The organism is Novosphingobium sp. NBM11, from assembly GCF_015390225.1.
Taxonomy (GTDB): domain Bacteria; phylum Pseudomonadota; class Alphaproteobacteria; order Sphingomonadales; family Sphingomonadaceae; genus Novosphingobium.
Window position 1 is genome coordinate 944,268 of sequence record NZ_VUOG01000003.1, and the last position, 13,352, is coordinate 957,619.

At 63.8% G+C, this 13,352-nt stretch carries 11 protein-coding genes and 1 pseudogene; 5 read left to right on the plus strand and 7 right to left on the minus strand.

What is annotated here, in order from left to right; all coding sequences use genetic code 11:
• Window positions 1-73: 73 nt before the first annotated feature.
• The 3 genes and pseudogenes from F1640_RS24310 to F1640_RS24320 all read left to right on the plus strand — a co-directional run.
• Entirely contained in the window at window positions 74-625 is a 552-nt protein-coding gene (locus F1640_RS24310; RefSeq protein ID WP_004213210.1) for a recombinase family protein, read from the plus strand.
• A complete protein-coding gene (locus F1640_RS24315) occupies window positions 622-1,407 on the plus strand; it encodes an SDR family oxidoreductase (protein ID WP_004213209.1) in 786 nt (261 codons plus the stop codon). The genes F1640_RS24310 and F1640_RS24315 overlap by 4 nt, the downstream gene beginning before the upstream one ends.
• A 122-nt stretch (window positions 1,408-1,529) precedes the next feature.
• Window positions 1,530-1,760: pseudogene (locus F1640_RS24320) on the plus strand (LysR family transcriptional regulator); the annotation flags it as partial.
• A 41-nt stretch (window positions 1,761-1,801) separates the two neighbouring features.
• On the opposite strand, the gene F1640_RS24325 reads toward F1640_RS24320, so the two are convergent.
• Window positions 1,802-1,981, minus strand: coding sequence for a rubredoxin (locus tag F1640_RS24325; protein WP_124809513.1), 180 nt, complete (start codon window positions 1,979-1,981; stop codon window positions 1,802-1,804).
• 15 nt (window positions 1,982-1,996) lie between these two features.
• Window positions 1,997-3,268 (minus strand): cytochrome P450, encoded by a 1,272-nt coding sequence (locus F1640_RS24330; protein ID WP_124809515.1) that lies wholly within the window; start codon window positions 3,266-3,268, stop codon window positions 1,997-1,999.
• A 111-nt stretch (window positions 3,269-3,379) separates the two neighbouring features.
• Between F1640_RS24330 and F1640_RS24335 the strand changes: the two genes are divergently transcribed.
• Window positions 3,380-4,006, plus strand: coding sequence for a TetR/AcrR family transcriptional regulator (locus F1640_RS24335; RefSeq protein ID WP_190287245.1), 627 nt, complete (start codon window positions 3,380-3,382; stop codon window positions 4,004-4,006).
• Here F1640_RS24335 and F1640_RS24340 read toward each other — a convergent pair.
• The 5 genes from F1640_RS24340 to F1640_RS24360 form a co-directional block, all read right to left on the minus strand.
• Complete coding sequence (locus tag F1640_RS24340; RefSeq protein ID WP_124809519.1) at window positions 3,997-4,554, minus strand: hypothetical protein; 558 nt, start codon at window positions 4,552-4,554, stop codon at window positions 3,997-3,999. The two genes, F1640_RS24335 and F1640_RS24340, sit on opposite strands and share 10 nt — an antisense overlap.
• Before the next feature lie 694 nt (window positions 4,555-5,248).
• Window positions 5,249-7,258 carry an alpha-glucosidase gene (locus F1640_RS24345; protein ID WP_124809521.1) on the minus strand — a complete coding sequence of 670 codons (2,010 nt, stop codon included), beginning with the start codon at window positions 7,256-7,258 and terminating at the stop codon, window positions 5,249-5,251.
• Window positions 7,248-8,891, minus strand: coding sequence for a long-chain-fatty-acid--CoA ligase (locus tag F1640_RS24350; RefSeq protein WP_124809523.1), 1,644 nt, complete (start codon window positions 8,889-8,891; stop codon window positions 7,248-7,250). The genes F1640_RS24345 and F1640_RS24350 overlap by 11 nt, the downstream gene beginning before the upstream one ends.
• Before the next feature lie 84 nt (window positions 8,892-8,975).
• Window positions 8,976-11,297: a TonB-dependent receptor gene (locus tag F1640_RS24355; protein ID WP_124809525.1), complete on the minus strand. Its 2,322-nt coding sequence runs from the start codon at window positions 11,295-11,297 to the stop codon at window positions 8,976-8,978.
• Window positions 11,298-11,471: 174 nt separating this feature from the next.
• The gene (locus F1640_RS24360) at window positions 11,472-12,401 is read right to left on the minus strand and encodes a LysR substrate-binding domain-containing protein (protein WP_124809527.1); all 930 of its coding nucleotides are present in this window, start codon (window positions 12,399-12,401) and stop codon (window positions 11,472-11,474) included.
• 95 nt (window positions 12,402-12,496) lie between these two features.
• On the opposite strand from F1640_RS24360, the gene F1640_RS24365 reads away from it, so the two are divergent.
• Window positions 12,497-13,261 carry a phytanoyl-CoA dioxygenase family protein gene (locus F1640_RS24365; protein WP_124809529.1) on the plus strand — a complete coding sequence of 255 codons (765 nt, stop codon included), beginning with the start codon at window positions 12,497-12,499 and terminating at the stop codon, window positions 13,259-13,261.
• Window positions 13,262-13,352 lie beyond the last annotated feature (91 nt).

The following is a 13,352-nucleotide window of genomic DNA, read 5'->3' on the forward strand; positions in this document are numbered from 1 at the left end:
TAACTCTGGACCTGTAACGGCGATTCGGACAAGATCGCATAATGACGGGAAAACGGACAGGATCGGGCATCATGTGGCGCTGATCGGCTATGCGCGCGTCTCGACCGCAGACCAGAAGCTGTCGCTCCAGCTTGACGCGCTGAACACTGCCGGGTGCGACCGTATATTCGACGATCACGCATCCGGGGCAAAAGCCGATCGGCCTGGCCTAACCGAAGCGCTCGCCTATTTGCGCCCCGGCGACACGCTGGTGGTCTGGAAACTCGACCGCCTCGGCCGCTCGATGAGCCACCTGATCGAGAAGGTCGGCGAGCTTGCGGCGCGCGGCATCGGGTTCCGCTCACTCACCGAGAATATCGACACCACCACTTCGGGCGGCATGCTGGTGTTCAACATCTTCGGCTCGCTGGCCCAATTCGAGCGTGACCTGATCCGTGAACGCACTCATGCCGGCCTCAAGGCCGCACGCGAGCGGGGCAACAAGGGTGGTCGCCGGCCTGTCGTTACCCCCGACAAACTACGTAAAGCGCGGGCGCATATCGCAGCGGGCCTCACTGTTCGTGAGGCGGCGGCCCGGCTCAAGATCGGCAAAACCGCCCTATACAAGGCTCTGGAAAACGCGTGAAACCGCTGGCGATCAAGAACTCGTGGGTGCTGGTCACAGGGGCTTCGACCGGTTTGGGCAGAGCGTCCGCCCTCCGCTTGGCGGCATCGTACCAGGCCAAGCCCCTGATTGTTGGACGAAGGCTCGACAACTTGCGGGAGCTACAGACCGAAATTGACGAGCGGTTCAATGTGCCGTGCGAGATTATAGTGGCTGATCAACGTGAAATCGAGGGCAGGGAGAAAATCGCGGCTAAGGTTGCAGAATTGCAAGTAACAGCCGCTTTGTTGGTTGCCGGAATGACGAGCGTTGGTTCATTTGATGCAGGCCGTGCCGACACTTATGCCGAGGTAATTGAAACAAACATACTCGGTTTCACGGATTTGCTGGCTCGCCTGATTGCGATTTTCAGGGAGCAGCCGTTTGAATCCTCAGTAATCGCCGTGTCGAGCCTGGCGGGCGAAACATCCGTGCCCTTCCAAGCGGTCTACGGCGCGTCGAAAGCCTATGTGAGCACCCTCATGCGAGCGCTTTCCGTGGAGCTTGCCGGGACGGGAGTGAGTGTTGGGTCTTTTGCACCCGGTGGAATCGACACAGACATGGCTGCCCTCAGCGATTTGAAGTGGGGGAGGTTGGGTTTGATGGACGTTGACCGGTGCGCGGCCCATGCAGTCCACGCTCTGGTTTATCGGCAATCCTTCGCCATACCGGGGATGGGCAACCAGCTCACATATTTGGCGAGCAGGGTTCTACCTCGATCGTTGGTCAATCGGATTGCCGCCCTCCCATATCGGCGCCCGTAGGGCGGCACCACATAAAAGGGGCAGGAAAGCCTGCGAATAGCATCTGCTGGCATCGTACCGGATTTGTTCGCCCTTAGCGTGCAGATACGTCACTTTCGTGTAGTCACCCCAATTCGGCCGAAGCGGCGATCGCGTCGGCGTGCGGCGCGCTGGGGATCATCCGGCTGCTGAGCTATCAGGTGCGCGAGGCGATAGAGGCCGGGCAGCTGGTACGCCTGCTGGGCGCGTTCGAGCCGGAACCTTCGCCGGTTCACCTGGTCCACACCGGTCAGGCGATCCTGCCCTTGAAGCTGCGCGCGTTCTGGGATTTCGCCGCGCCACGCCTGCGGGCAAGGATACCGCAGGATACGTAAGGATAATCCTCGGCAGGCCCGAGCGGGGAGGCGTGCCCGCCTCAGTAATCCATCAGTTCGAAGTCCTGCTTCTCGGTGCCGCAGTCGGGGCAGTAGAACGCATCCTCCGGCACGTCCTCGAACCGCGTGCCGGGCGCGATGTCCTGTTCGGGAAGGCCCAGCGCTTCGTCGTAGATGTAGCCGCAGCTCCGGCAGCGCCAGCGGCGTGAAGGGGTGCCCATGCGCCTGCCCTTCCCTTACTGCGCGGTGAAGCGGATCGGCACGTGCTTTGGCCCGCACACGAAATTGGAAATCGTGCGCGAGGGCGTGCCGGCCATTTCCACGGCCTTGAGCCGCGTGAACAGCTCTTCCCACAGGATGCGCATTTCCATCCGCGCGAGGTGTTGGCCAAGGCAGACGTGGACGCCATAACCGAAGGCGATCTGCGGGTTGGTGCCGCGGTCCAGCCGGAAATCGAAGGGATCGTCGAACACCGTCTCGTCGCGGTTGCCGGACTGGTAGCACAGCATCAGCCAGTCGCCCTTGGCGATCCGCTTCCCGCCGATCTCGCAATCCGCCACGGCCGACCGCATGAAGTGCTTTACCGGGACGACCCAGCGGATCGATTCCTCGACGAACGCGGGAATGAGCGAGGGATCCGCCTGCATCTGCCCAAGCAGTTCCGGCCGTTCGGCCAGCGCCCACATCGCCCCCGCCGTGGTGTTGGAGGTGGTGTCGTGCCCCGCCGTGGCGGCGATGATGTAATAGCCCATGATCTGCCGGTGGTTGAGGTATTCGCCGTTCACTTTCGCGTTGGCGATCAGGCTGTTCACTTCCGTGCTGGGGCTTTCGCGGAACCGCTTGGTCACGGCGCCGAAATAGGCTTCCAGCTCCATCGTGGTTTCCCACAGCGACTTGAGGATTTCCTCCGGCGTCTGCTCCTTGCCGGAACGGTTCAGTTCGGGATCGGCGTTCGAGAACAGCTCCTGCGTCAGCTTGAGCATGAACGGTTCGTCTTCCTGCGGCACGCCCAGCACCGTCATGATCACGCGCAACGGATAAAGGAAGGCGACATCCATCGCGAAGTCGCATTCGCTGCCCTTCGCCAGCATGTGATCGACGAATTCGCGCGCGATCTTGCGGACCTGTTCCTCCAGCGGGCGGATCGCGCGGGGCGTCAGGTGCGGAAACAGGATGCCGCGCAGGTCCTTGTGTTCCTGCCCGTCCAGCGAAACGAGGCTGCGGATCAGGTTGGGATCGCCACCGGTCAGCGCCTTGACCTTGGCCTCGTTCTCCCGGCTGGACATGAAAGTTGACCGATCGCCGTTGTGGAACAGGTCGGGCTGGCGCTCGATATCCTTGATGTCGGCATGGCGGCTGACCACCCAGAACGGATCGAAGCCTTCCAGTTCCGCCACGTCGAGCGGCGCTTCGGCGCGGATACGCCGGAACGCGGCATCCACCCTGTCTCCGTCGGCATAGGCCTGCGCGTTGATGACCGTTTCCGCGAGCGTCTGTTCCAGCGCCATGGCTATCCTCTCCTCTTGCCTTTCCGCGTCGGGGCGGAGACTCGTATATCTTGACCGGGAAGCTATTTTTATGTTGGTTGTTGGTCAACAAATAAATTGGAGAGTCACGACGTGGAACGTCCCGCGCGCCGGACGCAGCGCGAACGCAGCGAGGATTCGGAAAACCGCCTGCTGGCAGCGGCGGCGGCGATCATCGCCGAGGATGGCTATACGGCCGCCACGCTGGAGCGCGTGGGCGATCGGGCCGGCTTCAGCCGCGCGCTCGCCAGCCGCAAGTACGGATCGAAGGATGGCCTGATCGAAGCCGTTATCCGGCGCGTGTCCGATCATGTTCATGCCCAGCTCGATCTGGCCGTGGCCGATGTCTCCCGCCCGCTCGACCGACTGCTGACGATGATCGACCGGTTCACCGACCTGATGTCCACCGACATCTCCGTCCGCGCCTATTTCGTACTGTTCAGCGCCATGCTGGCCAACCGGCTGGAAACGCGGGTGGTGTTTCAGGAGGTGCAGGACCGCTATGCCGAGAGGCTTCAGGCCATGATCGCCGAAGGCCAGGCGGCCGGCGAAATAAGTGCAGCACTGGACCCGCTGACGGCGGCCTATGTGGTGGGCAGCCTTCAGGCCGGGCTGGCGATCGAGGCGGCGATGGGTACCGAGATGGAGAGCGGTCCGATCCGCACGCACCTGGCGGTAATGCTCAAGGGCGCGCTGGGCGTTGCGCGCGATCAGGGCTGAACAGCATAGCCACGGTCGAGGACGGCGCGGACGAACGGCGGCACGGTATAGACCGCTAGCCGCTGCGCGCCCCGGTTTTCGTGATCGACGCGATACCCCTGATAGTGGCGCTTGACGAGGCCGGCCTTGACCAGTTCCGACACCGCGCGGCTGACCGCCGTCATGCCTGACGCGCGCAGGCGGTTGGCGATTTCCTCCTCCACCACGCGCTCGCATGCGGCCGCGTCATCGGGCAACTGCCCCTGCTCCTCCAGCGCCTGGCGCACCTTGCCCACCGTGACGCGGCGATAGTGGTGCCGCGCGGCGGTGGGTGCGATCGCGGCGGACAGCCATTCGCGGATCGGCACGAGCTGCTCCCCTTCGCGCACATAAGGGCCAGCCGCGCCACCCCGCCCGGCGGCGCGGGCGATCAAGTCGAGCACCATGAAGGTATAACGTGGCCGCGCCGAATGATCGGCGATGGCGCGCATGATGCCGGGCAGGTCAAGCGGCCGCTCGCTGGCGACGGCAACGGGTTTGGGCACCGAACTGAAAGGCAATTCCAACATGGAACGAATCAAGCACAAAGCGGACTCCGTGTGAATCGTGAAAGTGCAGGCGCCTTGTAACAACTGCACTTTTTCCATCTGTGTCACTTTACCGAAGCACCTTGGTAAAGTGACATTGTTGGTACTTTAGCGGCTTGGACAGACTTCGGCTCGGACGGCCCGGCCGCTATCCGACGCTTTTTTGAAGAACGGTCTTTCCGGATTCGACAATCTAGCGGACGTTTGCCTCGCGGAGATCTAAGCCGCAGTTATGGCACGTCTTGTGCGGCCAGGGTGTGTAGACTGCGAACCAACCCTTGCCGCTCGCAAATGCGGAACATCCGCATTCGGGACAGCGGAGACCCATACAGTCGCAACACCATGGGCAAGCCAAAAGGCCATGCCGGGCAGTGCGGCCAACGGCCCCCACTTGATGAAAGGACCGAAAAGCCACCAACCTGAGGTGAAGAAGACCAGCACGGTCCACAGCATGAATAGCCACGATCTGCGGTAGAGTGACACCCGAGAAGCTTAGATGGGCGAGGAGGATTTGCAAGGTTTGGAAATCCACCATTCCGGCCGAACGCGCCTTTCCGGACACGATGCGATTGCGAACGTTGAGCTTACGGAAACCCCGTTCGTCCTGAGCCTGTCGAAGGACGAACGGATGGGATTTGGCAATCCGCACCCCTATGCTCTCTATAGCTCCGTGAAGTCAGAGCCCGGCCAGAGCCCCGAACAGATCGGCCTCTGCCGCGCCCGCACGATAGAATACCGGCGGCTGGCCGAAAGGCGCGGGCACGGTCACGTCCCTTCCCCCTTCATACTGTTCGCCGCTCCACACATGCACCCAGCGGGTGCCGGCGGGCAGATAGGTGGTCCAGTCCATCCTCCCCTGCTCGATCACCGGCGCGACCAGCAGGTCGGGGCCGAGCAGATAGGCCGTCTGGATGGCATAGGTTTTCGGATCGTCCTCGAAATGCAGGAACAGCGGGCGCTGGATTGGCAGGCCCGTGTCCGCCGCCTCGTGCGATAACGTGCGCAGATAGGGCGCGAGATGCGCGTAGATGCGCGTCATCCGCGCGAAATGGGCGAGCAGTTCGGGGCTGTCGTCGTATTGCGTATTGGCGCGCGGCCGGTTGCCTTCGTGCGTGCGGATCATCGATGTGAAGGCCGCCATTTCCGCCCAGCGCATCGCCAGTTCCGGCGAACGCGTGGTATCGAACAGGCTGGTATAGCCGCCGGTGTCGCTGTGATGGTGCGCGTTGCCCAGCAGACCGGCCGAGAGTGCGGCGCAGATCACCGTGCCGATCCCGTCATGCCGGCTGAAGTCCACCGCCTGGTCCCCGGCCCACAGCATCGGGCAATGCCTTTGCACGCCCGCCGCGCCCGATCGCATGAAGAACATCACATCGCCGGTCCTGCCGCGCCCGGCGACGCCCTTGGCGTTGACTTCGCCCCACAGCGCGGGCCAGCGGTTGTGCGCGGTCATCCCGCTTTCGCCATTGGCCAGACGGACGTCGACGGGCAGGTATTCGCCGAAATCGGCCATCCAGCCCGACAGCCCGAAATCGAGCATGTTGCGGCCGATCACGGCCTCGGCGAACCAGTCGGCCGCCGCCGGGTTGGTGAAATCGACATGGCCGCAATCGAACTCGCCGAAGTCGATGACATAGGGTTCGTCCGCATCGGGCCGCATGACGAGATAGCCGTGCTCCGCCGCGTGAGCGTAAAGTTCACCGTCGACCGCCAGATAAGGATTTACGTAGCCCAGGAAGCGGATGCCACGTTCCCGGAGTTCCGCGATATGGCGAGGCAGATCGGGATGGCGTTCGGTGTTCCACTTCCAGTCCCAGAACAGTCGGTTGCCGAAGCTGGTGATGCGCAGCCCCACCCAGTCCTCGCACCACAGGCCCGAGACGGCGACGCCGGCCTCCTCATAGCGCTTGAGCCGCGTGAAACTTTCCGCGCCGTCCTTCAGCCCGATCACCGCGCCCTTGTAGAGCCATTCGGGCAAGGGCGGCTGCTTGCCGAAGCGATCCGCCAGTGCGGTTACTATGTCCGCAAAGCGCGGGCGCGCCCACAGTTCGATCCGGGCCGGAATCTCCCAGACCTCGACCTCGTGGAAGGCAGCATCGCGAAAATCGAACGCAGCATAGGCATAGCTGTCGATGTGCAGCGCATAGCGGCGCGAGCTGATGTAAGTCGGCTGCGGATAGTTGGTGTGGGCAGAGGTACCGCCGCCACCCTTGGCGAGCACCTCCACCTGCTGGAACAGCGTCGCTTCGGGGTCGCGGCCGACGCCGGGTTCGGAACTCCACAGCGGAAAATGGCGGCCGCGCAGGTCGAAATAGGAAAACTGCTCGCCACCGCCCCACACGTGCTCGTCCGCTTCGGCCGGCACGCGCAGCCACAGCCGGTTGAGCGTGGGATCGAGCGCCCTGGGCATGATCACCGCATCGTCGCCGGTGATGGAAACGGTAAGTTCGAGCAGCCACGGGCCACCCGCGTGCTCCGCCAACCGGATGCAGTCGCCATCGGCCTCGGCGTGGGTCAGCGCGATCCGTTCGACATCGCTCTGCGAAACATCGAAATGCCCCCGGCGCGCGGCAACATGCGCATGCCCCCGCCCCACCGCGATGCAGGGCGCCCCCGCCGCGTGCGACAGGATGGTGGTTCCGCCGAGGCGGATCGCGAAGCCGGTATCGAGCGCGTCAGGCGCCATGGTTTGCAGTCCTTTTGCTATCTGTCATCGCGGCAAAGCGCGCGCGCAATGCCTTCTTGTCGATCTTGCCCGTCGCCCCCAGCGGCATCGCGTCGATGAAGGCCACCGTATCCGGCATCCACCAGCGGGCGATACGGCCTTCGAGCGTAGCGAGCAGCTCTTCCGCCGTCGCCTCTTCGCCGGGATGCAACGCCGCGACCAGCAGCGGACGTTCATCCCAGCGCGGATGCGGAACGCCGATTACCGCACAAAGCGCCACCTTGGGGTGGCCGGCCGCAATGTTCTCGATCTCGATCGAGCTGATCCATTCGCCGCCGGACTTGATGACGTCCTTGGCGCGGTCGACGATGGCCATGTAGCCTTGCGCGTCGATCGTCGCGATATCGCCAGTATCGAAGAAGCCCTCGCCGTCCAGGATCTCGCCCGCCGCGCCGCCGAGATAGCCGGACGCCACCGTCGGGCCGCGCACATGCAGCCTGCCCGGCGTCACCCCATCGTGCGGCAGGTGCGCGCCGGCATCGTCCACGATCTTCAGTTCGATGCCGAAGGGCGGGCGGCCCTGCCTGAGCCGGATCGGCAGCTGCTCCTCGAACGGAAGGGCCGCGACTTCGGGCGTCAGCTTGCCATGCGTGCCGATGGGCGAGGTTTCGGTCATGCCCCAGCCCTGCGCCGTCTCCACCCCGTGTTCGCGCAGGCGGCGGACCAGGCTTTCGGGTAGCGCGGCGCCACCGATAATGACCCGGCGCAGGCTGGTCAGACGGCCGCCGGTGGTATCGAGATGGTGGAGCAGGCCTTGCCACACGGTCGGCACGGCGGCGGAGAACGTCACGCCCTCGCTTTCGATCAGGGCGTGAAGCGACGCGCCATCAAGCTGCGCGCCGGGCAGCACCAGCTTGCAGCCGACGGCCGCCGTCGACAGCGGCATGCCCCAGGCATTGGCGTGGTACATCGGCACGATCGGCATGGCCACGTCGTTGATCGAAAGGCCGAACACGTCCGGCTGCAGGGTCAGCAGCATGTGCAGCACCGTTGAACGGTGCGAATAGAGCACGCCTTTCGGGTTGCCCGTGGTGCCACTGGTGTAGCAGAGCGCGCAGGCGGTCTCTTCGTCGAAATCGCCCCAGCGCCCGTCGTCCGGGGTTTCCGCGATCAGGGCTTCGACCGGGACCGCACCGGGCAGCACCCCGGCATCGACGGCAGCGGCATCGCCCAGCACGATGACCGCGCCGTTGAAGGCCGTTCCGTTCAGGAACTCGGCCAGAAGCGGCTGAAAACAGGGATCGACCAGAATCGCACGGTCATCCGCATGGTCGACGATATAGCGGAGCTGGTCGGCGAACAGGCGCGGATTGAGCGTGTGGCACACCGCGCCCATGCCCATGATCGCGAACCACGCTTCGAGATGGCGCGCATTGTTCCAGGCCATGGTGGCGACCCGGTCGCCGCGCCCGATGCCCAGGGCGGTGAGCGCGGCGGACAAGCGCCGTGCCCGCGCGCGGATCGCGGCATAGTCGGTACGTTCGAGAGAGCCGTCGGCCTGGCGGCTGACGACGGGGCGATCCCCGTCCCAGTCGGCAGCATGGTCGACGATCCGGTCGACCGTCAACGGCCAGTCCTGCATCAACCCGCGCATCGCATGGGCCTTTCGCGAGGTTGCGGTCTTTTGCGTAACGGGTGTGCCGCCCCGGCGCGAAACCGGGGCGGCTCTGCGACCCGATCAGAAGTTCATGCGCGCCGAGACGCCGAAATAGCGCTGCGCATCGCGCGGCGTGATCTGGCGCATGAACGCCGTGCCGTTCGGAATGCGCTGGATGACAAAGTGCTTGTCGGTCAGGTTCTTGGCGATGAACGAGACGCTGTACTTGTCGTCCTTGGTCCGCACCGTCACGCCCAAGTCCCACAGCGCATAGGCGGTCTGGATGGCATAGGGGTTCTGGTTGATGTCGAAGCTGGTCTTGCTCTGATAGACCACCGACGTGTTCAGATCGACGTTGAACGCTTCCAGGCCCAGCGGCAGGCGCCAGTCGGCGGTGACGGTGCCCTTGTACTTCGGCGCGAAGGGCAGCGGCTTGCCGTTGATGGCATCGGCGCACGTCACTGCCGCGCCAGTCGGGCAGTTGAACTTGTTGATGTGCGCGTCGGTATAATTGAAACCACCGTTGAGCGAGAAGTTGTCGGTCAGCGAGGCATTGAAATCGACTTCCACACCGCGCGTCGAAACGCTGCCCGCATTGGTCAGGCGCGTAACCACCTGGCCCGCCACCAGATCGAGGAAGTTCGCCTGGTAGTTGTTGTACTTGGCGTAGAACGCCGCGATGTTGAACGTCAGGCGGCGGTCGAACAGCCGCGTCTTGAGGCCGATTTCATAGGCGTCTGACTTTTCCGGAGCGATCGGCCCGGTATCGCGCGCCAGCATGTTGAAGAACACGTTGATCGCCGGCCCCTTGTACCCTCGGGTATAGGTGCCATAGGCCATGACATCCTTGTCCACGTCGTACTGCAGGCCGACATTGCCCGACCAGCCATCCTTTGCGGTGGCCCCGGTCGAGGCAAAGGCTGGGTTCACGCCGGGGAAGGCCGTGGCGGAAGTGGAACGGCGGCTGAAGTCGAACGCCACCTTGTCATGCGTATAGCGCGATCCGATGATGCCGCGGAACGTGGGCGTGAAGTTGGCGGTCGCCTGGCCGAAGGCCGAATAGCTGGTCAGCTTGGTGGTGAAATCCGCGTTGCCCTGCTGCGTCAGGTAGGTCGAACTTGCATCGCATGGCGTCAGGCCGTTCACCGGCGCCAGTGTCGAGGCCGTGCAGGCCTTGACCGTGCGATTGAAGAAATCGACTTCCTTGGTGTGGTAGTAATAGAGCCCGGCCACGTATTCGAGGAACTGCTTGCCCGACGAGGCGACGCGCAGTTCCTGCGTGAACTGGTCGAACTTCAGATCGCCGCGGTCGTGCGACAACACGTCGCTCGCGGCGGCGCCGGCGGCCACATACTTCGGCGCATCCGAACGGAAATCGCCGTCACGCTGCTGATAGTTGTACCAGTGGCGGTAGGCGGTGATCGAGGTCAGCGTGGCACTGCCCAGATCGATGTCCATCTGCGCGGAAACGCCGCTGTTGCGGTCCCTGGTTAGCGGATCGAGATCGTTGTCGATGTTCTTGTTGCGGTCGTTCAGCGTCAGCGGCGCCAGCGACGGAATGAACACGCCCGTGGTGTAGGCACCGGGGAAGACCTGGCCGATGCTGTCGGCATAACCGTTGTCGTTGTTCTGCGCGTAGTCGCCGATCACGGTCAGCTTGAACGTGTCGTTGGGCTGATAGACGACCTTGCCGCGCAGCCCCCAGTGTTCGTAGCCGTTGATCTTGTGCCCGTTGAACACGTTCACGCCGTTGCCGTCATACTTGGCGTAGAAGCCGGTCAGCGAGGCCGTCAGTCCTTCGCCCAGCGCCCCGCCGACGCTGCCGCGCACGCGGAATTCGTTACCTTCGTACCAGGCCGCATCCAGATAGCCGCCGAACGCCTTCGGCGGATCACGCGTGATGATGTTGATGACGCCGGCCGAAGCGTTCTTGCCGAACAGGCTGCCCTGCGGGCCGCGCAGCACTTCGATGCGTTCGACGTCGAGGAAGTCAGAGGTCTGCTGGCCGGTACGCGCGAAAACCACGCCGTCGATCACGGTCGAAACCGAAGGCTCGACGCCCGAAGCGAACGAGATGGTGCCAACGCCGCGGATCGACAGCGCCGAATCCTTGTTGGTGTTGCCCTTGCGGAAGGTGAGCGTCGGCACGCGCTGGAACAGCTGCTCCGCAGAATTGACGTTGGCGCGTTCGAGCTGCGCGCCCGAAACCACCGAGATCGCCAGCGGCACATCCTGCAGGTTCTGCGCGCGCTTCTGCGCGGTAACGATGATTTCGCCAGTGCCGATGCCGCCGTTCTCTTCACCGGCCGGCGACTGCGCCTCGGCGGCAATAGCCGGCGCGGCGAACAAGGACATGCCCAGCGCGGTCGACAACGCAAGGCACAGCTTCGCTTTCGTTTGCATACTCAATCCTCCCCAACAGTCATCCAGCGGACCGCGCCCGATTAAGCGACGCAGGCTGGAGATCGACACCCGCTCCGTTGTCGGATGGCGTGCATGTCGACCGTCTACGTCATGGAGTGCGCAATTTGGTCATTGCAGTCCAATCGAGAAAAATCGGTATGCTATGTCCAAATGCTATGGCCTTGTGGCGATGAGCTTGTGGACATGATCGAGACAGGCCGCCGTTTCGCGCATGATTTCAACATGCAGCCAGCTCACGATCTCGGGTGTCGGCCCGATATCCGGCTCGAGCAAGGCGAAATCGAGATAGACCGGCGGCGTGATCGGGCGGATCGCCACCCCCACCCGGTGAAACAGGGGTGCGCTGAACGGCTCGGCGATGGAGATGCCCAGGCCCGCTTCGACAAAGGCATAGAGAATCTGCGAATGCTGCGTTTCGAGCCGGCGGGAAACCGCGACGCCCGAAGAGGCGAGCGCCGCGTCGATGCCATTCCACAAGGCATCAGCCTCATGCATCGGGCCGATGAATTCCTCGCCGGCAAGATCCGCCACAGCCAGGCTGCCGCGCTGCGCCAGCGGATGCCCCGAAGGCAGGATGCAGACATATTCCGCCCGCGCCACGCTGGTCGTGCGGATGCCTTCGCGCGGGGGAATGTCCACGCCCACGCCGAGGTCGGCCTGCCCCAGAAACACGCGTTCCTCGATGCCGCGCTGCCCCAGCGACTCCACCGTGACCTTGATGTCGGGATAAAGGATACGAAAGCGCTGGATCACCGCCGGCAGAATCGACATCGCGATCGCTGCCAGCGCGGCAATCCGCACCGTGCCGACGGGATGCGCGCGGATGCGCCGCGCCGCCTGATCCAGCAGGTCGAGACCGGTGTAGCTGCGCCGCACCGCCTCGAACAGCATCTGCGCCTGCTCGGTGGGGTGTACGCGCGCGCCGCGCCGGTCAAACAGGCGGAATCCCACCGCCCGCTCCAGATCGGCGATCAGCCGGCTAACCGACGGCTGGCTGACATTGAGCATCTGCGCGGCGGCTGTAATGCCCCCGCTCATCATCACGGCGCGGAACGCCTCAACCTGTCGCATACGCATGGTCATAGTATAGGCGTATGATTAGCTAGCGCAATTTGATTGGATGCGATGGCCGATCGCGCTCTACGAACGGGTCAACCACACGACACCGGGAGAGTCCAATGAGGTTTGCCGAGCAACGCGCCCAATTCGAGCGCGAGGGATACGCCGTGTTCGAGCGGGTTCTGGAAGGACCGCTGCTGGACCTGCTGCGCAACGAATGCGCCCGCGTGATCGAACGCGAGGATGCCCGGCTCGATGCGCTTGGCGTCGAAGTCGATGGCATCAGCCACAAGGGCAAACGCTATTTCGCCGGCGAATGCCAGCGCGTGCAGCCCGAACTGCGCGACATGCTGTTCAGCGAAACCATGGCCGACATCTGTCGCGCGACGCTGGGTGACGATGCCTACTTCTTCTATGACCAGTATGTCGTGAAGGGCGCTTCCAAGGGCATGCCGTTCAGCTGGCACCAGGATTCGGGCTATGTCGTCGGCAACGGCGGCCCGGCGGACCACAAGCCGTACCTCACCTGCTGGTGCACGCTGGACGACACCACCGTCGCCAACGGCACTGTACGCATCCTGCCGTTCTCGCAGGCGCCGGAAACGCGCGACGGCATCGTGCCGCATATCCGCCAGGAAGGCAGCAACGACTTGGTTGGCTACGCCGGCGATGCCGAAGGCGTGACCCTGGAAGTGCCGGCGGGCAGCGTCGTGGCGTTCTCCAGTCTGGCGCTTCATGCGACGGGCTCCAACTCCACGCCGAACATGCGCCGCGTCTATCTGGCGCAATATTCGCCCGAGCCGATCATCAATCCCGGCTCCAACCATCTGCGCCGCAACGCCATCGCGTTCCTGCGCGGCGGGCGTCAGGTCACTTTCAACTGAGCCGCCGACGCACCGACGCTCAAGGCGCCAGATCGATTAGGTCTGGCGCCACCTTGAACCGGAATCGCATGTCTAACGTTCGAGCGATCAC

Bases quoted from the DNA above. Each gene is read 5' to 3' on its own strand.
- F1640_RS24325 (WP_124809513.1), bottom strand. From the start codon at position 1,981: ATGGGCACCCCTTCACGCCGCTGGCGCTGCCGGAGCTGCGGCTACATC.
- F1640_RS24330 (WP_124809515.1), bottom strand. From the start codon at position 3,268: ATGGCGCTGGAACAGACGCTCGCGGAAACGGTCATCAACGCGCAGGCC.
- F1640_RS24340 (WP_124809519.1), bottom strand. From the start codon at position 4,554: ATGTTGGAATTGCCTTTCAGTTCGGTGCCCAAACCCGTTGCCGTCGCC.
- F1640_RS24345 (WP_124809521.1), bottom strand. From the start codon at position 7,258: ATGGCGCCTGACGCGCTCGATACCGGCTTCGCGATCCGCCTCGGCGGA.
- F1640_RS24350 (WP_124809523.1), bottom strand. From the start codon at position 8,891: ATGCGCGGGTTGATGCAGGACTGGCCGTTGACGGTCGACCGGATCGTC.
- F1640_RS24355 (WP_124809525.1), bottom strand. From the start codon at position 11,297: ATGCAAACGAAAGCGAAGCTGTGCCTTGCGTTGTCGACCGCGCTGGGC.
- F1640_RS24360 (WP_124809527.1), bottom strand. From the start codon at position 12,401: ATGACCATGCGTATGCGACAGGTTGAGGCGTTCCGCGCCGTGATGATG.
- F1640_RS24365 (WP_124809529.1), top strand. From the start codon at position 12,497: ATGAGGTTTGCCGAGCAACGCGCCCAATTCGAGCGCGAGGGATACGCC.